The sequence below is a fragment of the Paenibacillus sp. JQZ6Y-1 genome (genome assembly GCF_040719145.1).
Taxonomy (GTDB): Bacteria; Bacillota; Bacilli; order Paenibacillales; family Paenibacillaceae; genus Saccharibacillus; species Saccharibacillus kandeliae.
In genome coordinates this window covers 2,977,915-3,002,793 of record NZ_JBFDUZ010000001.1, presented here as the reverse complement: position 1 = coordinate 3,002,793, position 24,879 = coordinate 2,977,915, and the positions used below count along the sequence as shown (strand labels likewise).

The 24,879-nt window shown below is 47.0% G+C and carries 20 protein-coding genes and 1 riboswitch; of the genes, 12 read left to right on the top strand and 8 right to left on the bottom strand.

The window, feature by feature from the left end; translation table 11 throughout:
• Nucleotides 1-391 precede the first annotated feature (391 nt).
• From ABXR35_RS12735 to ABXR35_RS12715, 5 genes are all read left to right on the top strand, one after another.
• Nucleotides 392-751: a DUF6794 domain-containing protein gene (locus ABXR35_RS12735; protein ID WP_367060464.1), complete on the top strand. Its 360-nt coding sequence runs from the start codon at nt 392-394 to the stop codon at nt 749-751.
• Nucleotides 752-1,218: 467 nt separating this feature from the next.
• Nucleotides 1,219-1,503, top strand: a complete 285-nt coding sequence (locus ABXR35_RS12730; RefSeq protein ID WP_367060461.1) for a hypothetical protein — start codon at nt 1,219-1,221, stop codon at nt 1,501-1,503.
• 246 nt (nt 1,504-1,749) lie between these two features.
• Nucleotides 1,750-2,178, top strand: coding sequence for an NUDIX hydrolase (locus ABXR35_RS12725; protein ID WP_367060458.1), 429 nt, complete (start codon nt 1,750-1,752; stop codon nt 2,176-2,178).
• Nucleotides 2,179-2,449: 271 nt separating this feature from the next.
• Complete coding sequence (locus ABXR35_RS12720) at nt 2,450-2,971, top strand: hypothetical protein (RefSeq protein ID WP_367060455.1); 522 nt, start codon at nt 2,450-2,452, stop codon at nt 2,969-2,971.
• Between the two features lie 280 nt (nt 2,972-3,251).
• Nucleotides 3,252-4,181, top strand: a complete 930-nt coding sequence (locus ABXR35_RS12715) for a VanZ family protein (protein ID WP_367060452.1) — start codon at nt 3,252-3,254, stop codon at nt 4,179-4,181.
• A 229-nt stretch (nt 4,182-4,410) separates the two neighbouring features.
• Here the strand turns inward: ABXR35_RS12715 and ABXR35_RS12710 are convergent, their stop codons facing one another.
• Complete coding sequence (locus ABXR35_RS12710; protein WP_367060449.1) at nt 4,411-5,340, bottom strand: sulfurtransferase; 930 nt, start codon at nt 5,338-5,340, stop codon at nt 4,411-4,413.
• Between the two features lie 265 nt (nt 5,341-5,605).
• Between ABXR35_RS12710 and ABXR35_RS12705 the strand changes: the two genes are divergently transcribed.
• Nucleotides 5,606-6,436, top strand: a complete 831-nt coding sequence (locus ABXR35_RS12705; RefSeq protein WP_367060446.1) for an alpha/beta fold hydrolase — start codon at nt 5,606-5,608, stop codon at nt 6,434-6,436.
• Nucleotides 6,437-6,597: 161 nt separating this feature from the next.
• On the opposite strand, the gene ABXR35_RS12700 is transcribed toward ABXR35_RS12705, so the two are convergent.
• On the bottom strand, nt 6,598-8,193 hold the full coding sequence (locus tag ABXR35_RS12700; protein WP_367060443.1) for a methyl-accepting chemotaxis protein: 1,596 nt from the start codon (nt 8,191-8,193) through the stop codon (nt 6,598-6,600).
• 385 nt (nt 8,194-8,578) lie between these two features.
• Between ABXR35_RS12700 and ABXR35_RS12695 the strand changes: the two genes are divergently transcribed.
• Nucleotides 8,579-10,222 carry a hypothetical protein gene (locus tag ABXR35_RS12695; protein ID WP_367060441.1) on the top strand — a complete coding sequence of 548 codons (1,644 nt, stop codon included), beginning with the start codon at nt 8,579-8,581 and terminating at the stop codon, nt 10,220-10,222.
• A gap of 260 nt (nt 10,223-10,482) precedes the next feature.
• Nucleotides 10,483-11,148 carry a restriction endonuclease gene (locus ABXR35_RS12690; protein ID WP_367060438.1) on the top strand — a complete coding sequence of 222 codons (666 nt, stop codon included), beginning with the start codon at nt 10,483-10,485 and terminating at the stop codon, nt 11,146-11,148.
• Nucleotides 11,149-11,279: 131 nt separating this feature from the next.
• Here ABXR35_RS12690 and ABXR35_RS12685 read toward each other — a convergent pair whose 3' ends face one another.
• Nucleotides 11,280-12,287 (bottom strand): DMT family transporter, encoded by a 1,008-nt coding sequence (locus tag ABXR35_RS12685; protein ID WP_367060435.1) that lies wholly within the window; start codon nt 12,285-12,287, stop codon nt 11,280-11,282.
• A gap of 154 nt (nt 12,288-12,441) precedes the next feature.
• A complete protein-coding gene (locus ABXR35_RS12680) occupies nt 12,442-13,143 on the bottom strand; it encodes a response regulator transcription factor (RefSeq protein ID WP_367060432.1) in 702 nt (233 codons plus the stop codon).
• 573 nt (nt 13,144-13,716) lie between these two features.
• Between ABXR35_RS12680 and ABXR35_RS12675 the strand changes: the two genes are divergently transcribed.
• The 3 genes from ABXR35_RS12675 to sdaAA all read left to right on the top strand — a co-directional run bounded on the left by ABXR35_RS12675 (nt 13,717) and on the right by sdaAA (nt 18,582).
• Entirely contained in the window at nt 13,717-16,503 is a 2,787-nt protein-coding gene (locus ABXR35_RS12675; protein WP_367060429.1) for an ATP-binding protein, read from the top strand.
• 160 nt (nt 16,504-16,663) lie between these two features.
• Nucleotides 16,664-16,774: riboswitch (glycine riboswitch) on the top strand.
• Nucleotides 16,775-17,001: 227 nt separating this feature from the next.
• The gene (gene sdaAB, locus ABXR35_RS12670; RefSeq protein ID WP_367060426.1) at nt 17,002-17,667 is read left to right on the top strand and encodes an L-serine ammonia-lyase, iron-sulfur-dependent subunit beta; all 666 of its coding nucleotides are present in this window, start codon (nt 17,002-17,004) and stop codon (nt 17,665-17,667) included.
• 21 nt (nt 17,668-17,688) lie between these two features.
• Nucleotides 17,689-18,582 (top strand): L-serine ammonia-lyase, iron-sulfur-dependent, subunit alpha, encoded by an 894-nt coding sequence (gene sdaAA / locus ABXR35_RS12665; RefSeq protein ID WP_367060423.1) that lies wholly within the window; start codon nt 17,689-17,691, stop codon nt 18,580-18,582.
• Between the two features lie 102 nt (nt 18,583-18,684).
• Here sdaAA and ABXR35_RS12660 read toward each other — a convergent pair whose 3' ends face one another.
• A complete protein-coding gene (locus ABXR35_RS12660; RefSeq protein WP_367060420.1) occupies nt 18,685-20,772 on the bottom strand; it encodes a TIM-barrel domain-containing protein in 2,088 nt (695 codons plus the stop codon).
• A gap of 188 nt (nt 20,773-20,960) precedes the next feature.
• Between ABXR35_RS12660 and ABXR35_RS12655 the strand changes: the two genes are divergently transcribed.
• Complete coding sequence (locus ABXR35_RS12655; RefSeq protein WP_367060417.1) at nt 20,961-21,950, top strand: helix-turn-helix domain-containing protein; 990 nt, start codon at nt 20,961-20,963, stop codon at nt 21,948-21,950.
• A gap of 32 nt (nt 21,951-21,982) precedes the next feature.
• Here ABXR35_RS12655 and ABXR35_RS12650 read toward each other — a convergent pair whose 3' ends face one another.
• The 3 genes from ABXR35_RS12650 to ABXR35_RS12640 all read right to left on the bottom strand — a co-directional run bounded on the left by ABXR35_RS12650 (nt 21,983) and on the right by ABXR35_RS12640 (nt 24,843).
• The gene (locus ABXR35_RS12650; RefSeq protein WP_367060414.1) at nt 21,983-22,750 is read right to left on the bottom strand and encodes a MerR family transcriptional regulator; all 768 of its coding nucleotides are present in this window, start codon (nt 22,748-22,750) and stop codon (nt 21,983-21,985) included.
• Nucleotides 22,722-23,651: a DUF2268 domain-containing putative Zn-dependent protease gene (locus ABXR35_RS12645; RefSeq protein ID WP_367060411.1), complete on the bottom strand. Its 930-nt coding sequence runs from the start codon at nt 23,649-23,651 to the stop codon at nt 22,722-22,724. Before ABXR35_RS12645 ends, ABXR35_RS12650 begins: the two co-directional genes overlap by 29 nt.
• 217 nt (nt 23,652-23,868) lie before the next feature.
• The gene (locus tag ABXR35_RS12640; protein ID WP_367060409.1) at nt 23,869-24,843 is read right to left on the bottom strand and encodes a ring-cleaving dioxygenase; all 975 of its coding nucleotides are present in this window, start codon (nt 24,841-24,843) and stop codon (nt 23,869-23,871) included.
• Between the last annotated feature and the right edge of the window lie 36 nt (nt 24,844-24,879).

Sequence of the window (24,879 nt, the reverse complement as noted above, 5' to 3'; positions counted from 1 at the left end):
CACATCATTGTGCTTATATAAATGAGATCAGTGGAAATAAGGTGAGGCATTACCATCCGTGATTGGTCATTGTTAGCTATAGTTGTTAATTATGATCATTAACTAGAGTTGATTACAATTACCCGATGCGACCAAGTCGAAGCAGTAATACACGAGTATACGAAGTGATGGAGTAGATTTGTGTATTTTACTTCTTTGGTAAATAGAGTAAAGTGGTAGATGAAAAGGGAGGGATGTTCATGCCTATTCAATTAGCCGACTATACTGCGGATTGGATTCGGATGTATGAGGAAGAAATATTGATCTTAAAGCAAACACCAATGGATACCGATTAGCAACTTAAATCTATAACGATTCGTCAGTAGATCAAATGCAATAAGGTGGTTAAGCGATGGACAGGAAGAAGATAGCTATTGATTCTTTGAACGGATTAATCGATTACATAATAAAACACGATCTGGATGACACCAAGAAGAACCAGCTAAGAGCACTGGATAACACCATTGGTTTGCACTTTTCATTAGGCATGTACATACGTAATCATTACGAGCTTTCAGATGAGAGTAAAGTTCCTAAACTGATATATGAATTTAGAACAATGTGGGTTGAAGATCATGTTGAAAGATCGGATGAAAAAGATGAAGAAACGCGAAGCTTTTATACGTTTTTATTCAGAGGAATGCCATTAGATGATGAAATATCGGCTTACATTATAAAAGAAATTTGGGGAAGAATGAAGACAGCAGAATGAGCAACATCCACCATTTTTAAACGAAACGCTTACAGCCAAGTCTGGAATCGAATAAATAGAGCTGTTTTGAAGGAGAGAGTGATGATGAAGTTATTCCCGATAAAACAAGCTAGAATACAGGAACAACCAGTCTTATATCCTCAAATACATAGGCTCCTCGGTATACAGCGGGTTGTATTTTGAAGTTGGCTAATCTACAGGTATAATACGATTTCAGGTTCTCAATAATATTTTTACCGCTATAGATTACGTTGGGTAAAGATGCTTCTTTCGATGTAATTTAGTAAGGCGCTCCTATGCAGTTTCACTGGTTTTTCGAGTAGATGAAGATACTTGCGATTACGATCAAAGAATAGAAGCAAGAATAGAATTTGGTATATCGAAAGAGCGAGTATTTGTGGGAATGATCGGTTGGAAAATATACAGATACTTATCGAAATGAATAAATCGAAGAAAGAATTTTGCTTATGATTATGAAATGGAATCCGTTCTGGTATGGGTTAGATCAATCAATCGTTGTCGGTGATACGGATCTGTTTTATTTGCAAAGAGATGTACAGTCTTTTGCTAATGGGCCTGTATCAATAAAAGATCGAGAAGTAGAAGCTGAAATTCTGGAGATTGCTCATCCGATCTTAGGTCAAATTCGCGGCATAGTAATGGAGGAACTGGACTATTCGTTATTTTTAAATAATGGGAAGAGGATAGTGATTAATGCAGAGGAAGAGCCAGGGAAGATGGATAATCAGTAGTTGAGTGTAGCTGATTGCTGTATGGAGGTAAAGGTACAGATTCTCCAGAACACAGGCTTCACTTCGTATGATCGAATGAGTCAATTGACAAACCTCGAAAAGATCGAGCAAAAACGAAGGCGAGCAGCTAAATATAGGGAGTTACTTGAGTTATGAGGTGAAATGATAGTATATGATGCGCAAGAAGAATACGAATAATTGATTAATTTTAGTAAAAGAAAGTATAAATAAAAGGAGCCTTACACTATGATCAGAGTCAATGTAGCTTATTCTTTAATTACCGATGCCACTCAGTCCAAAGTATTAGCTGTTTGCAATATCGACCCAGCTGGTGATCGCTGGTCACTGCCGGGCGGAGCAGTAGAGCAGAACGAGCCTTTGGATCAGGCAGCCATTCGAGAAGCCAAGGAAGAGACAGGGCTGGATATTAAAGTAAATGGAATTGTAGCAATAAATGAACGTGTGTTGTTGGATAGGCAAGAGCAGGCGTTATTTATTACCTTTAAAGGTGAAATTGTTGGCGGTCATGAGGAAGTAGTCAGAGCAGATGAGATTTCGGAGATTGCTTGGTTGGATATTGAGGTAGCCGAAGAGTTGATGCCTTTTTACAAAGATGGATTACGCAAGTTGATCATGAGCGAGGGCATCCCGTATTGGGATCATGATAGAGATTAAGCTGCAAAGCTGACAGATAAGATGTGAGGTAGAATGATAAAGTAGTTGGATAGAATGAAATAAACAGCACTCCTATTCCGTATGTGAGTAGGGGTGCTGTTTATTTTATATCCATCTATTGCTAAAAATGTTACATTAAAGGTGTTCGTAATTCACTGATTTAGGTACAAAGGAAAACATGAATGTCGAAAACATAGGGAAAGAGGTGTAAGCCTAACATTTCAGCATGACGAGCGCCCAATATCTTAACAAATGAAGGCGAGGAAGCATAATGAATTCATTCAAACCGCTAGTGAAAATCGTTCCGATGGTAGCTCTGACTGTAGGGGTATCATTGGGTCTATCTGCTTCCACTCCATTGACTGCTTTTGCGGAGAGTGCTGCAAGCGTTATACAGCCCAATGCAAGCAGTATACAGGGTGCGCCAATCACCATTCCTGAACCACCACAGCCGGGCGATCCTGTTCCGAATCTACCGTATTATGCTCTTGCTAGCTTTAATGCTGAATCTACGCCTCGTTCGACGATCAGCTTTGGTGCGGAAGGGATTACAGATGTTCAATTCACGGCATTCCCATTTCCAGGGCAAAATAAACAAATCGTCGTGTTTAGTCTAGAAACCGAAACAGATCGAGGGTGGGAATCGGTATATGTAGCTACGTTCCAACCAAGCTCTAAAGTACAAAAACAAGCGATGAAATTACCTCGCAATGATTACAAGAAGTTCCGTATTTTCATTTCAAGTAATAATCCAAACTATGCTGTGTTGGGCTATAAACAGTGGAGTAGCTGAGTAAGATATGGCATGGTATGTATACTCATGTAACACGATACACAGATGACGAGACAAACTGAATAACAACAAAATGAATGACAAGAAAATGGATGATGTGAAAATGAATAGTGAAGGGATTGGTCGTGATATACGATCAGTCCTTTTTGTTATACGGCGATTCACTTTTTCTTTTGGGATAGCGTACTTTCTAATAGGATTCCAGTATATGGATACAAAAAGGACAAACAGACCGTCTTATACATAGACTGTTCAAACGCTTTTTCTAAAGGAGATCATTATGTCAAAACAACGCAAGCTTCTTTTCACCGTAGCTATCATCTATACACTTTTGATTTTGTATTTTATGTTTTTTGCTTTCGGGCGGGGCGATTCTGCATCCGATCAGTATACGTTTATTTTTTTACCTGATAATTTTTTGAAATTGCCGAATCCTTGGGAATTGTTGCATCCGACGGTAATGGATGTGGTCAGTCTGGGGAATATAGCGGCATTCATTCCTTTTGGGATATTCATTCCATTGTTATATCGGACGACATTTGTGCGATTCATTCTAGGGTTTCTGGTATCGATTCTCTTGCTGGAAACGATACAAGCTTTGACTCTACGCGGAAGCTTTGATGTAGACGATGTGCTAAAAAATGCCTCTGGCGCAGTCATTGGTTTCGCAGCTTACCGCATAGGAAGTCGTGCTAAGAACGTTTGGCAAAGTGTAGTGTCCATGGGTATTTCGATTGTCGTGCTATTGATCATGACATGGGGAGTTGGCGCTGGCATTGATAAAGCCCTCGCTACATCTCTGGGACCATTTGTGGCTTTGAACGATTGGAAAACCAGCAGTGGAGTTACATCGAAAACGGCAGAATTGCTGCCTTTCCAAGTAGACGGTCAAGAAGTAACGCCTCAATTTAATCGATACGATGCGAATAATAAGAAATCAGAGACATATAGCTACAAATTAGATGGAAAAGTTGCTTATTTTTATTTGCAATACGGCATTCCCGATCAAAGCGACTTTCAAGGAAGCATTAGCTTATCCGTAAATGGGCGACAAGTCTTAAGCAACTCTCAAAAATATCAAGGGCATGGACCGGAGGTATTTGAGTGGCATTTTGAAGAAGGCACAGCCAACGAGATCACGATTACGTTGGAAGGAAATGAACAGGCATGGGATGTTGGGTATCGGGAGATGAAGCATGTTTGGGAATGAGGGGAAACGGGATGGGAAAGGAGTGGCTCTAAGCGTTCGTTGTGGCTTGGAGCACTCCTTTTTTGTTGATTTATGAGATTATTGTTTGATTTATCATTTTTTAAGATCAAAGGGATGAAGAAAATAGGGATACTAGATCAAGTAAATTAGATGGTAGTGGGAATAGGTGATGTGAAGACAAAGAAGAAGAAACCCGCATCAAATATGGGCTTCTCTATTGCTGATCACTTTATTTTTCTTCACCCGTCGCAATCGGATTCTCCTCGTAACTAATCCAATCACTCCAACTCCCCGGGTACAACTTCACATTCTCAAACCCAACCTGCGTGAGCGCCAGTATATTCGGACAAGCAGACACCCCAGACCCGCAATATACAATAATCTCCGCAGCTTTATCCAATCTAGCAAAATGTTCTTCCAACTGCTCTACTGACTTCAAACTCCCTGTTTCCGTCAGCACATCCTGCCAGAAAAAGTTAACAGCGCCCGGAATATGCCCAGCTACTTTATCCATCGTTTCTTCCAGTCCCAGATAGCGGTTATGAGCGCGGGAGTCGATCAATACGGTAGAGGATGCAGACACTGCGGATACTCCAGCCAAGGCTTCTGCATCTCCAGTATCGGAAGCATCCGTACCATTACCAGTATGACCTTTACTCGACAAACGCTCCGATACCTTACGCACCGTATCCACATCTACCAGCAATTCCTGCCGCGGACGGGCTTCAAATGTTTTGGGTACAACGATGGGTTGTTCGTCGGTGACAGGGAAGCCAGCCTTTTTCCAAGCGCTGAAATCCTGTTCTAATATGTACACCTGACTGTGACCAAGATAGGTCAGCATCCACCACAAACGAGCAGCGTTCATACCATTGTTATCATCGTAAATCACGATGCGGTCGTCTTGGCTCAGTCCGGCACGTCCGAAAGTTTTGGCGATTTGTTCTGGCTCTGGTAATGGATGGCGTCCGCCGTGGGTGCTGATGGGCGAAGAAAGATCTTCTTCCAGATCAAGATAAATGGCGCGTGGGATATGTTCTTCTTTATATTTTTGGTGACCTGCCTGTGGGTCGTTTAACCAGAAACGGCAGTCGGCGACAACGAGGTCAGGTTCGTACAGGCGGGCGAGCAGCCATTTGATGGATACGGTATTGGACATGGGATGAACTCCTTTCAGATGGTGGTTCCTAGTCAATCTATTCGTTGGTTCTATCTAGCCCATATTATAGCAGAAAGGGTTGTGACAGATGAACTGTGTGATAAAGGTAGATCATGGAGAATGGTATGTAAGGATGGATTGATGCGTATTGTTCCATTTTATTGCGTTTGCATAAGCATGGTATACTAGTTAAGCAGACAGCAGGGTTGAAGTGTATAGGTCTGCGTTTTGGTGTGGAGATTTATATTATTGGAGGAGAATGCATATGGTGACGATACAGAGACATACGATACAGTTACAGCAGATTAAGCTATTTTATCTGGACACACATACGGAAGGAAAGCCAGTCATTCTATGTCTCCACGGACGATATGGTAGAGCGGAGACGTGGACGGATGTTATGCAGCGGTACGGCGACGATTACCGCATCATTGCGCAGGATCATCGGGGGCATGGGCTGAGTGACAAGCCGCTCGGACGGTATACGGCAGAAGAGTTGGCGGAGGATGCACACCAGCTATTGCTGGCGCTGGATATTCCTTCGGCGATTGTGATTGGGCATTCTTTGGGTGGTCAGGTGGCTGCTTATTTGACAGTGACGTATCCAGAGCAGGTGCGGGCGATGGCGATTCTGGACAAAGCGGCATTTGGACCGGATGTGCGGGTGGAGATTCCGCTCGAGCAATTACCGGACGTCGATCCGGTGACGGCAGATTGGCCGCTGCCTTTTACAAGTCGGACAGAGGCAGAACAGTATTTGCGAGCGACACAGGATACGGAGATCAGTTGTCAGTATTTTATGAAAAGTCTGGTAGAAACGGACGAAGGAGTAACCTTCTTGTTCAGTCGGCAGGCGATGGCGGCGAATATTCTTCATAATGTGAGCTGGTATCATATTCTGAAGCAACTCCGTTGCCCGACCTTGCTGATTCGTGCCAAGGATAGTGAGTCGTTGCCAGATGACGAATGGGAGAAGATGACGAATTTGGTTCCGCACGCGCTTACGTATGAAATGACGAATAGCGATCATAATGTGCATTTGAGTGAGCCAGAGCGTTTTTATGGATATGTAGATGAGTTCTTGGCGCAGTTGTAGTATACACAAGCCCGATACATGATGAGGATGGAACGCTTAGATTCGTTATATTGGGTAGGAATAGGATATGAGAAAAGGAGCGTATATCTGTAATGGGATATACGCTCCTTTTGTTTGGATAAAAGACAATATGCGAGGATGGATTGGTTCAGGTCAGCAGATTAGCTTGCTTGCTGATTGGTAGAACGATCTTTCTTTTGCAAGGAAGCGCCCGTATGATTCGATCCAACGCCAGTAGATGCAGGTGTACCATTTGCTTTTACATTTGTAGTAGTGGCTGTAGGATCGTCGGCTGCCAGCGATTCATCGTCCAATACGAGATCATTCAATCCTTTGAACAGCAATTCCAGCTCAGCAAAGCTATCTACCATATGCTGCGTCAGCTGCTGCTGTTGCTCCATACTTGCCAGAATCTCTTCGGCAGCGGCGCTGGATTGTTGAGTCATGCTGGAGATTTCGGTAACTTCATGTACAACGCGTGCAGAGGAATCCTTCATCGTTGCGGAGCTAGTCTCAATGTCAGCTGCCTGATTCAATACCTGCTGGGAGCTGGTATTCACGTCACGGAATACATCGGCAGCGGATTGGACAGAGGTACGACCTTCCTGCAACGATGCTTGAATACCGTCAAAGCGCTCGTTGAGATTGCGCGTCCGTGCTTGTAAACGGGTGAGGATAGCAGCGATATCGGTAGCGGATTGACCAGAGCTTTCGGCAAGCTTGCGCACCTCGTCGGCAACAACGGCAAAGCCTTTACCGTGTTCACCCGCACGTGCAGATTCAATCGCAGCGTTCAATGCTAACAGATTGGTCTGGCGCGCAATGTCGGAAATGCTAGTCAGCATGGCGCTCATGGAATGACTTTCTTCGTTGAACTTCTGCATATCGGTGGACGCTTCGTTTACCATAGTATGCAGGTGACCCATCTGGCTGTTCAGCTGCTCCATGCGCTGACTGCCATCTTCGGTGCTAGAAGTCATCGTATCGGACAATTCCTTCATCTGATAGGAATACGCAGCTACATCCTGAATATGACGGTCGGATACGGACAGCGATTCGGAAATTTCGTACACGTTGTTTGCTTGCAGCTCGACGCTGCGTGCTACCTGATTGAAGCCTGCTGTTACTTCGGACGTAATGGTGCCGGTTTCGTTGACCTTTTGCTTCAATTGCTCGGTGAAGCGTGCCAGACCATGTACGGATTGGCGTACCTGCTGCATCACTTGCTCCATGCGAGTTTGCGATTCGGCGATCTCAACCAAGCGATCTTCTCCTGCTTGGAACAAATTGCGATTGACGCGTGATACGGTAATGAAGATGATACCGGTGACGAGGAACATACTGATGTTGATGATATCGGTTAGCAGCAATGTCGTATTGGCTGCTGGTGCAATCACGATATGCAGAATAAAATAAACGAGCAATGTTGTAAAAGCGATATTGTAATATCTACTATTCGGATATAGCAGTAGTGGGGATACGATGAGCAAGCCCTGCATCGTGCTAATCGATTCGATATTGACATAGATTCCGCTAGTAATAATAGCAACGGTCACGATCCAAGGAATGATGTGGATGCCTTTTTTGGCAAGATTCATGCCGGTGATGATGCCGGTTACAAGGATGGATACCAGCGTGGAGATCCATAGGGCAGGAATCAGGAAAGTGATAGCGGCACTGATCACGGTAATTGCCCACAGCATATAGCTGATCAGTTTGTTGCGTTGCAAGATGATTTCGGTATTGCGGTTCATCATAGTTGGGTTGTCCCTCTCTCTGTACGGATTCGAATATGGTTGCAACTGTTGCTGACTGGAAGAGATGTCTGTACGAGCGGTTATGTACGTTTCTCCCATTGCATCACATCAACTTCACCTATATCGGACGCAAATCTGGAAAATGAATAGAAATTGGGAATTAGTTACTTAGCTTTTATAAATACAATGATCGACTTCGTCTGTCAGTTCGTTATTGAGATTATAAAAATGCTATTTTACAATGAAAACAAAAGGTATCATTCAGGGTAAGAGTACAATATAACGATTGATATAGGATATGCCGAACCGTGCTTGGTTCATCGTTATTGTGCCGGCACACAGCCAGAACTCCATACAGGATATGTATACAGAGGAGGACTTTTCAATGAAGACCGGACCCTATGAAAAGCTGAAATTTTCGGATATTGTGCATAAGCTGCCGGCTGACAGTCAGGTTGTCTGGTGGAATCATAGAAAAGATGGAGCTTTTGATGAGCAGACGATTTTGTACCATCATGGGCATTTGGAGCTGGATACGCTGAATCTAGATCATCCACAATCGACGGATTGGGCGCCAGATGAGCATGGGGACGAACGACAAACTTTAGCAGAGCAGGAGATGCCACTACTGCTGGTAGATGGCGATCTTACCGTTCGGCAGCTGATTGCCAATGAGCATACGACGCAGGCAGTGAACTTGATTGTACTTGGTCATCTGCATACTTCGCATATGCTGATTGGCGGGCAGGAGGTATATGTGACTGGTGATCTCACAGTGGAGCAATTGCTCTGGGGGGATGAGGATCAGGGCATATTGACGGTTGGTGGTCAAGTATCTGCTGGGCTACTGCTTTGTACGAATGATTACAGCATACATGCACACGGCACGATGCAGTACCGTGCCTGCTGGTATGATCTAGAACCAGCTACACCGTGGGATGGTGTGGATCGGTTGTCTGCTTTTGAGAAGAGCTGTGTGCAAGGGCTTGATGGTGATCAGCCAGAGTTGCATCGTACACGCATGATGGCGAGACTGCTTGCTGACAAGCCGGTCATCTATATAGACCGTGTCCACAAGCCAGTGCTACCCGAGATTCCCTTGCTATTCGAAAATACGGATGTAAATCCGGTCAATATGCGGCGGGTGACGGATGCTTCACTGCTCTGTATGCGTCATCCTGAGGATACGGCGCCATGTTATGAATTTTGGACAGAAGATGTATTTGTGCGCGCGGTTGCTTACGGCGATGAAGGGATGGAGGGCTGCTTTCAGAGCATCTACATTCAGAATCGGGGGCAGCAGGCAGTCTTGCTGCGCAGTGAGCCAGTAGAGCAGCAACGGGATATTTTACCGGGGGTATTGTCCGGCAATTCGGCATATTTGTGGCAGGTATCGCGCAAGTTCCGCTATCTCGATGGTGCTGATACCGAATGGCATACGCTGAATCAGGGGGCGCCAAGTGCATTTCATCGGCTTGCGGAGCAGGGCTGGGCGACCTTGCTGCAATCGGTATCGAATTATGAATTTGCGCGGAAATTGATCCAGCCAGAGCAGATCAAGGAATTGCTTTCGCTGCCGCTGGCGGAGCCGTACGATGACTTTTACGATGAGCAGCGGCATGGATTGTGGCTGGGTCCGCTGTTTATTGCGTTTCGGCAGCCGGGCGCGCTGTTCAATGGGGAGCCGCAAACACCTTTGCTGCGGATTGGACGTCAGTATGTAGACGCCTACGGTACAACGCGTCACGAAAATTATTTCTATAGTATCTGCAATCAGGCAGACGGCTCGCAAAGTGTGCAGATTGGATACAAGGCAGATGAGGATCAAGGACGCCGCTTATCGCTTAATTATACAGCTGAGTCGGTGCTGCATTATGCAGTGCCATTATTCCAACGCGCGATGCAGGCGTTGCGGCGCCACAATGATCGGTTGCTGGCGGGAGAGTTGCCGGAGTATGCCGAGGATTTTGCAGTGGAATACTGGCAGGAGCATGGTGTGCTGGGCAGTATTTCGTCAGGATTAAGGTAGGAGTAGAGACGTTGTCTGCCTAAGTATGGCTGCAGTATATCCTGCTGGCTGTACATGAATACAATCTATCTGAAGAAGCGGTACATTGTACAAGCGTTCGATCATTTGCCGATGCTGCTCGGCACTGATTGGGCGCTTATTTGTAGAGGGAAAGAGAACTGCTTTTCCGAAAAGAAAGTACAGGAAACGCTGTGCGAACCGCCGCCGATCTGGTATAGTTACTCCAACTATGCACGCAGTCAGAAGGAAGGGATACATAGATGTTGGAGACGTTTATGCACGTATGGAATGAACAGCGGTTATGGGTCATCATCGTAGCGGTTGTACTCTTGCTGCTAGTCGCTTGGTGGATGGTACGTGCCATTCGGCGTTATGTGGCGCGGATGCGGCGGTTGCGGCTGGACCCACGCCGGATTACGATTGCAGATATTGATGAGATGGAAGGCTGGGAGTTTGAACGTTATTTGCACCGATTGTTCAGTGAGCTAGGATATGATGATGCCTTTAAAACGAAGGATAGCAGTGATTACGGTGCGGATTTAGTATTTACGGATCGGCTCGGTGTACGTAATGTATTGCAGGCAAAGCGTTATCAGGCGAGTCAAGCGATTGGGCTGGATGCGGTGCAGGAGGTATACGGGTCAATGCGCTATTATCAGGCAGAGCGTTCGATTGTGCTTACTTCTGCGGAGCGATTTACCGGATCATGTCAGACGCTAGCAGGTGTGAATGAGGTGAAGCTGCTTGGACGGGAGGATCTGCTATTCGTGATTCGCAGCTTTAAGGCGGGACGATATGAGGAAGCGATGGATCTGATCGAAAGTGAAGCCGAACTGGTGGTGTCGCCGTGGGAGCAAGCGGAAGAAGCGGAGGAGCCGTTGCAGGCTCTGCTGCGTTCCGGTAAAGCTGGAAAAGGACGGCGCTGATCTTAAAATCATCTCATGAAATGCTCAGCGCATAGGCATGATCTATGGTCTGTAAATGAACAAAAAGCTTCCTGCGTCGCCTTTATAAGCGGACAGGAAGCTTTTTAGTATACGTTTACCTAGTTTATCGTTTACTTTTTGCCTGCTTCGGTGTGAAGGGAGCCAGTGGATGAATGGGATGCAGTCGCAGTCGCTTCCTCACCGGCTTCATGCTCTGGCGCCATAATATCTGGCGGCACCAATGTCTCTTCTTTTTCATTGCCAAACTGGATAAAGATCCATACGCCAATCAGAATCAGGGTACCTGCACCAAGCTGCATACCACTTAGCGCTTCGCCCAGCAGCCAGAATGCCAGCAGCGAGGAGAAGACCGGTTCGCCAAGCACTGCCATGGAGACAGCACCAGCATTCATATATTTGAGCAACCAATTGAACAGATAATGTCCAAACAGCGTCGGCACCAGCGCAAGCAGCCAGAACACACCCCAATCGCGTGCATCATAGCCGGTAAACGGAACATCGTTTACGAGATTGTATCCTGCCAGCACCGTCGCTGCCATGAAAAACACCCAGAAATTATACACCAGCGCATCCATATGCGCTCGTACCTGCTTGCTAATCAGCATATGAACGGCTACAGCAATCGTGCCGAAAAAGGACAGCATATCGCCCTGAAATGCCGTACCGGACACTTTAAAATCGCCCCAGCCAATCGCAATCGAACCGATCACCGCCAGCGCCATCCCGATAATCATAAAGCGATTCGTACGTGTCTTGAACAAAACATACGATCCGATGACAACCATAATTGGCTCCAATGTCAAAATAACTGTGGAGCTAGCAACCGTCGTCAGCCGCAGCGAACCCATCCACAGTAGAAAATGTAGCGCCAGCATGATACCGGACAATGCCAGCATCAGCCATGCACGTAGCGGGATATTGAATAATGCGCGGTAATGTCGCAGCGCGAGCGGCAACAATAGTAGATCGGTTAAATATAATCGGTACATGGCGATTGCTGATACATTGGCATCCGACCAGCGAATAAAAATAGATGAAAACGAGATGGCAATAATGCCGATTACATACAATAATTCAAGCGGAATCCAGTGTTCTCGCTTGGCGATAACCTGAGTCATTGGTACATTCTCCTATACTGCTTGTCAGCGATGATCAAAATGGTCAAAACAGACGGGCGATCATAAGCGATCGCCCGGTATATTCCTTATCAAAAGCAGCTGCGTACTTTCTCACATGTATCAACATTGTGTTTCAGGATTAACATATGAAGATTTACTCCGCGACCTGCACATATTTGTAGCCAGTACCCCAGACAGTCAGAATATGCTCTGGATTTTTTGGATCACGTTCGATTTTTTTGCGTAGATTAGAGATATGCACATCAATCGTACGATCCAGATAGGCGCGATCGCCGCCTTTGATACGATCCATCAGCTCGTTGCGGGTGAACACTTTGCCCGGCGAATTATGCAATTCCTTCATAATGGCAAATTCGATCTGGGTCACCTCAACCTCCTGATCCTCCACAAACAAACTATGCCGATAATCGTTAACCGAGACACGATTTTGCGTATGGCTGGTAGACAGGCTATACCCATTCATCCGATGCAGCTCACTACGACGCAGCAGTGCTTTGATGCGGGCATCCAATTCTTTTAAACTAAACGGTTTGCATAGGAAATCATCTGCGCCGCTCTCCAATGCCTTCAGTCGCTCATTTAGCATCGTATTGGCAGAGATCATCAGCACGGGAACGGTCGACTGCTGGCGAATGCGGCGCACCAGCTCACTGCCGCTCAAATCAGGCAGCATCAGATCGGTTACGACGATATCGGGACCATATTCATTGATGAGCTCCAGCGCATCGCTGGCATCGTGAATTAATTGGGTATCATAGCCTTCTTCCTGAAGGAAAAAGGCGATCATATCGGCAAGGCTTTTTTCATCTTCAATAAGCAAAACTTTGGTAGGCATTGCTGTCACTCTCCTGTACGAAAATTAGGGCTGTATCCGGTCGGGCGATAAGGAGTGCCGGTAAAATGATTGAAAAGTAATCCAATTCGGCCCGTGATACGAATCTTGGAAGATAAAAGGGAACAGGTTTACATCAATGAACCAGAGGCAGGCAATGTCGGACAGAACAATCGTCATGACGGTGATCAAGCACATATGATGCGGATAGCTGCCACGGCAAAATAATATCCCTGAGTGCATATGTAAAAGAGTTTGACAATGAATAGTAACGGAATGGTCACGAGTCCTATGATTCTCTGATTGGATGTTTGCGGTTATAATTGTCTTACTTGGTTATCTTATTGTCTTAATGATTAAGATACTGTAAGCCTGCCGATTGGTAAATACGGATATATTGTACCATTGATAGACGATATGGGGGATATGGAATATTTTTAGTAAATCAAATGACAGTCAGCATACACGTGTTGGAAGTACAGATGAGCGGATGCGCCGCGCGTATCCCGGGTCTATCCCGAAGCCAGACGGTCTTTCAGGTGCGATTGCTGTCCGCAATGGAAAGGGCCGTTAATTATGAATTACAGACTACTTCAATCATTTACATCACCATGGATCGGTACGATCATCCTTACACTGCTGGGTGCTGCGCTCAATTACTGGGTGCTGGACCTTTCCTTTGCGTTGCAATTTGTATTCGGCAGTGTGGCGCTGCTGGTCGTGCTTCGACTGTACGGTCTTGCCTTTGCGGTGCCTACATTGCTGCTGATCCATATTCCTCTGCTATGGACCGGTTCATTCTCAACGACAATCGTACTGCATGGACTGGAAATGCTGTGGCTGACCTTGGGATTTCGATTTTTTCCACGTTCCAGTCTGCTCAAGCTAGACATGCTGTTTTGGATCACGGTAGCTCTACCAATCATCTATGGTGTGAATGCCTTGTTCTGGCAGAACAGCATGGACATGCGACTTGTTTGGCTGCTGCTGATTAACCAACTATTAAACGGGATCTGCAATGCGCTGTTGGCTTCGGCGATTGTGGTCTTTTTGCTGAATCGGGTGCGCATTGGCAAACGGCCTTACTACTATATGACGATTCGTTGTATTGTATTTAAATATTTGCTGATGCTGGTTATGACTAGCTCGATTCTGATTTTGTTCGTGAATGGCAGTCAGCAGTTTCAAGATATGCTACGCTTTGGCTCCAATTATGTAGAGCGTTCATCGCGCATGTATATTACCAGACTGGAGCAATTGGAAGGCTCCGAGCAGCAACATCTCATGGATGCGTACAAGCAGGATTTTGCCATTGATTCGATTATTGTGGACGATCACAACAGTGTCCGAGCGACGACCATCGAATCGACGCAGATCAGCAAGTTCACTGAAGGTACGGGCTATGAACAATCGTTGCTGCAACAGCATGATCCATTATCGGTCTATGTCCAGTATCCGGTAGATACAGTGTATCAGCCGGATCGCTGGCAACGCTCTTATTTTGTATTAAACACGACACTCGCGACGAATCAGCGATTGATTCTGGTGTTGCCATTTTCCTATCATCTGTATCCAATCTACGATTTCTATTTGAAAATGATGCTGCGCCTGCTTGGCATCATTGTGCTGGCAGGGGTGCTTGCTCAGCTGATCGGACGCAAAATCGCTATACCGCTACAGCGATTGGTGGATGCTACCAGCCATATTCCGCAAAAGCTGCGTGAAAATCGTACACTGGAATGGCCAAAAAGCAGCATTGTGGAGATGCGCAAGCTGATTCACAATTTCCAGCAGATGGTAGGCACGCTGGAATATCAATTTGTACAGATTCAAAAAGACAAAGAGCTGCTGGAAATCCGTGTTGTGGAGCGTACCTTCGATCTAGCGGAAAGCGAAGCACAGAAGAGCACGATTCTGAAAATGGCGGTCGATGGCATCATCTCTACGGATAGCCGATTGCGCATTACAGAGATGAATCCGGCGGCAGAGCGCATGTTCCGCTGTGAGCTAACTGAAGTGTCTGGATTGCCGCTGTCTGATCTGATTCGTATTAATGGACGCTCGAACGACGATAACCGGGATAGCAGCACCGTCCTAGCTTTTCGGCTGGACGGCAGTACATTTACCGCAGAATTAACGCGTAGTGAGGTGCTAAATGAAGGAGCGGCGGTGCATACTTTTTTCCTGCATGATCTGACGGAACAAGAGCAGGCACTGGCACGCAATAGTGAGCATGAACGTCAGCTACAGCAATTGACTGAGCGATTGCTAGAAGAACAAGGTGCTGCCCGCATGCAAAAAAGTATTACCGGAAATCTGCTGCAAACGGTGCAGGAAGGTATCATTATGTGCGATGAGCGGCGGATGGTATCGCTCATTAATCCGACAATGCAGATGTTATTTGGATTAGAGGATTACAGTGGCAAGCCTGTTAGTGAAGTGTTGGCGCATATCCAGTCACAATTAATATCCGATACGTTCATTCTGAGTGATCGGCTGTATGAATGTTTGGATCATCACGAGGAATGGGAGCAGGGCTGTGTGATCCAGATGCAGGACGAGCGTTTGTTATCTCTACATGTAACCCCGATTACGGATGCGGCAAGTGGGGCGGATCAAGGGTTTTTGTTGATTTTCCGTGATTGTACAGAGGAGAAGAGAGTCAAGCAGCTGCAAAATGAGCTGATTGCTGTCGTATCGCATGAACTGCGTACACCGTTATCCGCGATCATGGGCTATATTGAAATGTTGTCGATGTACGACGATATTCCGGCAGAGCGACGGCGCGAATTTATGAATACGATTCAGTTTGAAGGTGGGCGCTTGTCTAGACTGCTGGATGAATTTCTGGATAGTCAGCGGATTGAGGCAGGGCATGCCGAGTATCTGATGAGCTATATTCAGCTGGATGAATTGGTACAAATGATTTGCTGGCAGTGGGATATTCAGTCTCGTGATCGACTGCATGTAGAGCTGGAGCAGCAGGAGCTGTATGTATGGGGCGATCACAATCGTATGATTCAGGTAATTAGTAATTTGATAGGCAACGCACTGAAGTATTCGCCAGAGGATCGTCCGGTCGATATTCGGGTACGTCGGCAGGATCGTCAGGTGCTGGTGGAGGTAGAGGATTATGGTATTGGTATCTCTGAGCAGGATCAGCCACGTATTTTCCAAAAGTTCTTCCGTTCCGGTTCCACCGAATCGCGGCGGATTCGTGGTACAGGTCTAGGACTGTTCATCGCTCAGCGTATTGTGAATGATCACAAAGGTGTGCTCAGCTTCACTTCATCGCGGGGCAAAGGCTCGGTATTCGTCATTCGTTTGCCGCTGCTGGAAGTATCTGAGGAGCTGACAGATTGATGCGCATGGTACTCATATAACAAGAAGGTTGACCGCATATGTCAGATATGCAACTTATTTTCCCTATGGCAATTGACAGCGTTCAGCGGCTGGATTAAGCTAGGAATGATCAGGAACATGCCGGGCATTCGGCGGTGTTCATTTCAACCTATACATGCGAATGAAGACAGCGGGAGAGTTAGCGGAGGTACGCAATCCGCCACCGAAGGAGCAAGCAGCCGCCAGCCAACGGTCTGCCAATCTCTCAGGTATCAAGAACCGCTGCCGGACGCAACTCTGGAGAGAGCATTCAGCCACCCAAGGGGTACAACGGATACGACATCATCATCCGTCCAAACTCTCAGGTACACGGGACAGAGCATACAGGCCGCCGCAGGTCCTGCTCTGTCCTTTTTGATGTGCTTGTTGGGTGGAAGATTATATGTGATCGGCATATCATGTACATGGACAGATCAGCAATACCTGCTCAATTATGCAGCAGCGGAAAAGAGGAGTCATATGCGTTTTAAAAATGTGTTCAACATTATTGGACCTTCCATGGTCGGTCCATCCAGTTCTCATACGGCAGGTGCTGCACGATTGGGCAGAGCAGCACGTCAGTTGCTTGGACAACAGCCAGAGCACGCGGACATTATTCTGTACGGTTCCTTTGCGGAAACGTACTGGGGACACGGCACCGATCTGGCGCTGGTGGGCGGTCTGCTGGATTACAGCACCGATGATCCCCGTCTGCCGGATGCAGCGGAGGAAGCGGATCGGCTGGGCATGACCATTCATTTTGATAAAGGATCAGGTAATTATCCACATCCGAACTTTGTACGTCTGCGACTGCGTGCTGGCGAACAAACTGCCGAATTGGCGGGCGCATCGATCGGCGGCGGAAATATCGAGATTCATGAGTTAAACGGCTTCGATCTCAAAGGTTCGGGACAATATCCGACACTGGTCGTCGAGCATATGGATAGCAAAGGTGTGTTGGCGGATATTACGCGCACATTGAGCGAGGCGGAGCTGAATATCGGCTTTATGGACGTGGATCGCAAATCGCGCAGCGGCGAAGCGATGACACTGATTGAACTGGATGGTGTACCCACAGATGGGGTATTAACTCATATCGTTACATTACCGCATGTTACCCGTGCGGGTGTTATTGATTTGGACTAAAGGAAGAAAGGAGGAAATCATATGCAATTTCGCACATTAAAAGATATTGTCCGGCTTTGCGAGGAACGTTCGTGCAGTATTGCCGAGCTGATGATTGTAGAGCAGGTGAAGGAAACTGGCGTAGAGCGCGATGAAGTTATTGCGCAGATGGCTGCTTATTATGAGGTGATGAAAGAAGCTGTTCACCGCGGCATTCACGAGGATACGGTATCTCGCAGCGGCTTGACCGGCGGTGATGCACGCAAAGTGTACGAATACTTGAATGGTGGAGAAACGGCATCCGGTGCGTACTCTACGCGTGCGATGTCCTATGCACTGGCGGTATCTGAGGTCAACGCGTCGATGGGACGTATTATTGCTACGCCGACAGCCGGTTCATGCGGTATCATTCCGGGCGTCTTCGTTAGCACCCAAGAGCGCTTCGGTTGGAGTGATGAACAGATGGTGCTGGGGCTATTCGCCGCTGGTGCGATCGGTTACGTGATCGCTAACAACTCATCCATTTCCGGTGCGGAGGGCGGCTGTCAGGCAGAGGTCGGTTCGGCAATCGGTATGGCAGCTGGAGCGGTCGTGGAGCTGCGTGGCGGTAATCCAGAGCAGGCAATGCACGCGGTCGGTCTGGCATTGAAAAATACACTCGGTCTGATCTGTGATCCTGTTGCTGGATTGGTGGAGATTCCGTGTATCGTGCGCAATGGTCTGGGCGCTGTGAATGCACTTGCTGCTGCCGATATGGGTCTAGCAGGCGTACGCAGTGCAATTCCGTCAGATGAAGTGGTTGATGTGATGCTACAGGTAGGTCGCTCGATGCCAAGCGAGCATCGGGAAACAGCGCGTGGCGGTCTGGCACAGACACCAACAGGACGCAAAATCACCGAAGAACTACGTCGTCGTCGCGAAAGCAACGGCGTATAATCTGCTGCAAGTTACTAGCTAATTATATATACAACAAAAAGAGACTGTAGCGATATACAGTCTCTTTTTGTTGTATGGTATGGCAAGAAGACGCTAGATCTATCAAGCTGGTGATTCTTCAGATTCCATTCTAGCAACAATATCAGCAAATAGAGGCTGTAATCCTTCCGCTTGTGCCTGCCGAATAAACACAGGTGTAATAGACAGTGGCGCATCGGCTTGCACCACCTGCCCGCCCTCATGCTGGCTGCCTGTCCACGCATTCACCCAATGTGTGCCAGATGGCAGATAGACAGAGCGACTGCGCTGCCCTTCTTCCAAAATAGGTGCAATCAGTAGACTTGCTCCGAACATATACACATCCTCGGTTTCCCAGCAGACTCGATCTTGTGGGAAATCGTAAAATAGTGGGCGCATGAGCGGAGTGCCTTTTTCATGCGCTTGTCGCATCAAATTCGTAATATACGGTCGCAGTGCCTCGCGTAAATACATATATCCGGTCAATATTGGATAGGCTTCCTCACCAAAGCTCCACACCTCGTTATCGCTGCCGCTAAAGCACAGCCCGCCGCCGGAAGTACCAAGCTGCTCCAAGCCCGGCTCACGATCGCCATGCAGTCGGAATACAGGGCAGAAGACGCCAAATTGAAACCAACGAATCAGACATTCACGGAAGGAGGGATCAGACGGATTGCCACCGTGGAATCCGCCAATATCAGTCGTCCACCAGGGAATGCCCGCGATGCCCATATTTAGCCCGATTGCCAGCTGATTGCGCATCGCACGAAAGCTGGAATCAACATCACCGGACCAGACGAGCGCGCCGTACCGCTGACTGCCTGCCCAAGCGGCGCGAACCAGATTGACTACCTGCTCTTGATGCTCGGCGGTCATGCCATCATAAAAGGTTTTGGAATACATCGCCGGATACTTGTTGCCGACCTGTAAATTGCTGCCTTCATAATAACGATAATTATCAAAATCATATACTGTATACTCCGGCTCTGCTTCATCCAGCCAAAAGATACGAATACCGAGATCGTAATAGTTTTGCTTCACCTTGTTCCATACATACTGCCTTGCCTTCGGATGCGTGGCATCGAAAAAGATGCTGCTTCCATAAAACTCCATCGTAACATTCACGCCGCGCTCCGCACGTACAAGCAATCCCTGTTCATACATTTCTGCAAAATACTCACTCGTCTTATCAATCGTGGGCCAAACCGATACCATCAGCTCAATATTCATCTCTTGCAGCTCACGCACCATCGCCGCTGGATCTGGCCAATATTCGGGATCAAAGCGGAATTCTCCCTGCTTGGTCCAGTGGAAGAAGTCGACCACAATCACATCAATTGGTAATTGGCGGCGTTTATACTCACGGGCTACTTCTAGCAGTTCCTCCTGCGTACGATAGCGCAATTTGCATTGCCAGAAGCCGATTCCGTAATCTGGCATCATTGGCACCTTGCCAGTAGCGTCGCTGTACCGCTCCACGATTTCGGACGGCGTATCGCCAGCGGTAATCCAGTAATCCATCTGCTTGGTGGAGCGTGCATGCCATTCTGTACGATTTTTGCCAAAGGTCACTTCGCCTATCGCTGGATTGTTCCAGAGAAAGCCGTAGCCGAGACTGGACAATGTAAAAGGAATACTTGCCTGCGAATTGCGATGCGCAAGCTCTAGCGTGCAGTGCTTCACATCCAAGATATGCTGCTGATACTGTCCCATGCCATATAGTTTTTCATCCGCCGCCCCTTCAAAACGCACCGTCAATCCATAATCGCCACCGAGCAAAGGCGTAAACTGGCGTGCAGGTATATTCAAGGCACTATTAAAATGTCGATCACTACGATAACCAGTAATATCATCGTCCTCAGCAATCGTGCCATACCGATACCGACTATATTCCTCCAGCAACAGATCACCATGCTGATTCAAAAAGGTCAGCTTGCCATGCGGATCGACAATAACTGTTACATTGCCATGATGCAAATACCCAAACCCATTGTCCTTGATGCGAATATCCGCAGACTGCGGCTGACGCAATTCTAGTAGTGCACTATGATCGTCATACAGCTGTGGGTACAGAGTGGAGCGTACACGCACACTATGTTCTAGCCACGGCTCGATCACCAAATACTCACCACCATATTGATAGATAAGTTTGTTCTGTTGCTGAGTAATCATGAATAAACCTCCTGAATACGATGGATGCCAAGCAGTATACAGATACAGAATGAACTGCTAATTGGATAGAACGGCAGGAGAACAGGCTATATCCATCGAAAATGATAAAACGCTTACAAGAAAAATCATAAGAGGTTTGACCGGTTGATAAAACCGATAAAATCGTGGTTTTGGTGGTGAAAAACAGCATGTGTATGGAAATCTGGCAAAGCAGCATGAAACAGCCGGTTTCGTATTTTAAATCGGGTAAATTTGTTTGTGAGGATAACTGGTATCATGAGCGGCTACGCTTGGAGCAGGATTATGAGGTGATAATTGGCATCAGTGGCTGTTTGTATATTGAGGTGGAAGGGCAGCGGTATACAGTAGGTGCTGGAGATATGCTCTTTTACCGACCGGGACAGCTGCATGGCGGATATGCGCCTTCGAGCAGCGACAGTTCGTTTTACTGGCTCCACTTTTTTACAGAAGATGCGGGGAGATGTGTGGAGGAGCAGCAGATGCGCGCACAATGGCAGGAAGCGCACTTATTGGAAGATGGCGGGAATCTGTCTCCGTTGTCGCATAGCATTCTGCTGCCTACATTTCTAAATCTTCATCAGCCGGAGAAGGTCTTTATGCAATGTCAGCAGCTGCTAGACATCGCTCATTCGCGCCACTATAGTCATCTGGCTGCCGATTATACGGTCACTGGGCTGCTCATCGAATTGACCCGTCAATATATCGAGCAAGTGACAGACAGCCAAGAAGAACATAGTGGAGATCGCCGCTTCCGGCAGGTGCTGGAATGGATCAAGCTGCATATTGGCGGCGATCTCACGGTGCATGAGGTGGCGGAACAATTTGGCTATACACCAGATCATGTAACACGCTTGTTTCGCAAACGGCTAGGAATCAGCACGCTCAAATATATCAATGATATGAAAATCAGCCGCTCCAAGGAGCTACTACTGCATTCAGATGCTTCGATTAAGGAAATTGCCTATACGCTACATTTTCAAGACGAGAAGTACTTTATGAAGCTGTTCAAAGCAACTGAAGGCATTACACCTAGTCAATATCGGGACGCATATCCGAACACGTATATGAACACCAATTCCACAGACCCGGATATTCCGCTACCTGCCCATTTGCAGCAAAAGAATCCAATTTATAAAGGGACGCGTCCGTATGTATGAAGGTGCTGCTATCGATATTCTAAGGAATGTGCTCAGTCTGTCTGTACATGCTGCATCCAATCGGTAATGGCAGCATGAAGGAACCTCGCAAAATCTGTTCCGTAGCTTTCAAAATAATCAACAAACCGTGCATCCTCTATATACGTGTCGGCAATACAGCGCAGCAGCTCTGGCTCGCACGGCATTTGTGTCGCCAACAGTGCTGCCCACTGCTCAATCAGATTCTGGATCACGGGCGATTGCGGTAGCGCATGCATGTGATCTGCCAATTGCTTATATAGAGCATCCATCTGCTGGGCAACGTATTCATTCTGCTCCTGCTGCTGTGCAGGGGAGAGGGCGCTTTGCTGCTCTTGAAACTGCTTATATGCCGTTGTGTTGCCATACGTGAGCGCAGCTTCGGCTGCATATTGATCCTGTAATGATTTGACAGATGTATCAGGAGATCGCTGTAATTCGCTCCACGGCGTGCCTGCAAGACGCTGATCCAGCTGCTGGATGGTACGCTCTAGCTGCTGCTTATGCTGCTCCAATAGCTGTCGCTGCTGTATGAGCATGTGTTGCTGCTCTGCCGCAGGAAGTTGTAGGATCGAGGCAATATCCTTAAGCGAAAACTGCATATCTTTGAGCATCAAAATAGTTTGCAATCGTGTCAATGCGTCGCGGTCATACCGTCGGTAGCCATTATCCGCCAGTTTGCTCGGTTTAAGCAGATCGATGCTGTCGTAAAAGTGCAGCGTGCGTCGGCTAATGCTAGTAATCTGTACGATGTCATGAACCGTGAACCATTGTTGTTTCATGCCAGAACTCTCCTACTTCCGCAAGAATCTCGCTTGCGGGTAATGTGGTTGCTTCCGCAATGGATATGCCGGTACGGCGCAAATAATAGTGTACCAGATGATAGCCGCAAGCATAACCGCCTGCATATGGCATACCGACTGGTGTTCCTTGCTGCATCCTTGTAATCTCATCCCCATATAGATACGGGCTAAATTGCTGAAATCCGGTTAGCTGAAGATATGGCTGAATCAGCGGTTTAACGATAGTATTCAGCACCTTTGCTGATGTGCGCGTGACCCAAGGACCGAGCATATCCGTACCGTATAACGATTCGGCAAAATTTTCTGCCAGCCCTTCACTGACGATCATCTCGCCTAGCGTCACATATTGATCCCATTGGATAAACTGGTAACGAACATTGTGATTGCACTCATGCGCTAGCACTGCTGGGATGCGGGGTAGTGTGTAATCATTTGGTACTAGATTAACGATGATATAACCCGGAATGCCGCCATCGCCGCACAGATGGTTATTGATTTGCATAAGGGGGCTATTCTTGTCGCCTAGCCATATCGTATACAGATAATCAGATACTGGAAGCGGAATGCCCTGCTGGATAAACACATTCAGGCTGGACTGCACTGTCTGCTGACAGGCTTGCCAGAAGTCATCAGTAGAAATGGCAGCCAATTGGTCATGAATAGCGGTCGTAATGTTTACCGGCGATATATTCGCCATATTGCTCATTTGGATCACATCGAAGCCGTTGGGATCGCTGTTTTGAAAAGGGATGTGCTGTATTTGCCATTTGGGCATAAAGGGACGCAGCATCTGCTGTCGATATAGCTCTGTTTTATGTTCTAGAGGAGCTTGTATGATATGTTGGTAAATTCGATCGGAACGAAGGGGTGCAATGTTCATAGTCATTCTCTCCTTTATACTTGATCTGCGTCTCATTATCGTCTGTAACGTAACGTGACAGTCAAGCAGTATATCTCCTTTATTAGGCACGATAATGTTAGAAGTATCTTAGAGAATACATAAAAAAACTGCCCCTTTGCTCATTATAATCTTGAGCGAAGAGGCAGTACAGAAGGTTATACAATAGAGTAACCGTTAGTAAATTACAGTAGTTACATTAATCTTCCAGCGTCAACGGACGTAATTTGGCTTCAATGTCTGTACGACGTGATTCCAGAAATGGAGGGAGGGACAAGGTTTCGCCTAGTGAGTCGAGCGATTCATCCACGTCAAATCCCGGTGTATCCGTTGATAGCTCGAACAAAATACCGTTCGGCTCACGGAAGTACAGGGCGCGGAAGTAATGGCGGTCGACTTTACCAGAGTTGGGAATGCCTAGTTGAGCGAGCTTGTCCGCCCATTTGTTGTATTGTTCCTCATCCGGTACACGGAAAGCAACGTGATGCACGCCGCCACGACCGAGACGGGCTACTGGCAGATCAGGGCGCGTTTCGATATGCACTTCCGCACCAGCGCCGCCTTCTCCTGTTGCATACACGAGTACATCCAGATGCTCTTCGCCTGCAAGGGAGGGGTAGGAATCGAGATAACGGAAGCCTAGTACTTCTTTCAAAATCATTACGGTGTTTTCCGGTTTGGCAACCGTCAATGTTACCGGTCCAAGACCGAGAATGCCGTATTCTACAGGCACATCGGAGCCGTTCCATGCTTGACCCGGTGCAACGCCTTCTTCGTTGTTGTCAGCTACCAGCACAATACGCGTGCCTTCAAAATCCTGAAATGCCAGTGTATCCCGTCCTGCACGCTGACGAATCGGCTCATGACTCACATTCAAATCGTCAAACCGCTTAGACCAATACTCTAGCGCTTCTGTGCTGGCAACGCGTAGCGACGAAGCGGAAATACTCGATACCCCCGGATAACTCGGTCCAATGCCCGGCAAATCAAAAAACGTCAATTCTGTTCCTGGCGAAGCTACTGCATCTCCATAGAATAAGTGATACGATGTTGTATCATCCTGATTGACGCCCTTTTTCACCAGACGCATACCAAGTACTTTTGTATAAAAATCAAAATTCTTTTCCGCTTTGCCCGTCATAATCGACACATGATGAATACCCAATAATTCCATCCTAATCATCCTCCTCAAAATCATTGCTTATTATCT

Bases quoted from the DNA above. Each gene is read 5' to 3' on its own strand.
- ABXR35_RS12725 (WP_367060458.1), top strand. From the start codon at position 1,750: ATGATCAGAGTCAATGTAGCTTATTCTTTAATTACCGATGCCACTCAG.
- ABXR35_RS12705 (WP_367060446.1), top strand. From the start codon at position 5,606: ATGGTGACGATACAGAGACATACGATACAGTTACAGCAGATTAAGCTA.
- sdaAB (WP_367060426.1), top strand. From the start codon at position 17,002: ATGCGTTTTAAAAATGTGTTCAACATTATTGGACCTTCCATGGTCGGT.
- ABXR35_RS12735 (WP_367060464.1), top strand. From the start codon at position 392: ATGGACAGGAAGAAGATAGCTATTGATTCTTTGAACGGATTAATCGAT.
- ABXR35_RS12645 (WP_367060411.1), bottom strand. From the start codon at position 23,651: ATGAACATTGCACCCCTTCGTTCCGATCGAATTTACCAACATATCATA.
- ABXR35_RS12695 (WP_367060441.1), top strand. From the start codon at position 8,579: ATGAAGACCGGACCCTATGAAAAGCTGAAATTTTCGGATATTGTGCAT.
- ABXR35_RS12660 (WP_367060420.1), bottom strand. From the start codon at position 20,772: ATGATTACTCAGCAACAGAACAAACTTATCTATCAATATGGTGGTGAG.
- ABXR35_RS12650 (WP_367060414.1), bottom strand. From the start codon at position 22,750: ATGAAACAACAATGGTTCACGGTTCATGACATCGTACAGATTACTAGC.
- ABXR35_RS12655 (WP_367060417.1), top strand. From the start codon at position 20,961: ATGTGTATGGAAATCTGGCAAAGCAGCATGAAACAGCCGGTTTCGTAT.
- ABXR35_RS12710 (WP_367060449.1), bottom strand. From the start codon at position 5,340: ATGTCCAATACCGTATCCATCAAATGGCTGCTCGCCCGCCTGTACGAA.
- ABXR35_RS12690 (WP_367060438.1), top strand. From the start codon at position 10,483: ATGTTGGAGACGTTTATGCACGTATGGAATGAACAGCGGTTATGGGTC.
- ABXR35_RS12685 (WP_367060435.1), bottom strand. From the start codon at position 12,287: ATGACTCAGGTTATCGCCAAGCGAGAACACTGGATTCCGCTTGAATTA.
- ABXR35_RS12675 (WP_367060429.1), top strand. From the start codon at position 13,717: ATGAATTACAGACTACTTCAATCATTTACATCACCATGGATCGGTACG.
- ABXR35_RS12715 (WP_367060452.1), top strand. From the start codon at position 3,252: ATGTCAAAACAACGCAAGCTTCTTTTCACCGTAGCTATCATCTATACA.
- ABXR35_RS12640 (WP_367060409.1), bottom strand. From the start codon at position 24,843: ATGGAATTATTGGGTATTCATCATGTGTCGATTATGACGGGCAAAGCG.
- ABXR35_RS12720 (WP_367060455.1), top strand. From the start codon at position 2,450: ATGAATTCATTCAAACCGCTAGTGAAAATCGTTCCGATGGTAGCTCTG.
- ABXR35_RS12730 (WP_367060461.1), top strand. From the start codon at position 1,219: ATGATTATGAAATGGAATCCGTTCTGGTATGGGTTAGATCAATCAATC.
- ABXR35_RS12680 (WP_367060432.1), bottom strand. From the start codon at position 13,143: ATGCCTACCAAAGTTTTGCTTATTGAAGATGAAAAAAGCCTTGCCGAT.
- sdaAA (WP_367060423.1), top strand. From the start codon at position 17,689: ATGCAATTTCGCACATTAAAAGATATTGTCCGGCTTTGCGAGGAACGT.
- ABXR35_RS12700 (WP_367060443.1), bottom strand. From the start codon at position 8,193: ATGATGAACCGCAATACCGAAATCATCTTGCAACGCAACAAACTGATC.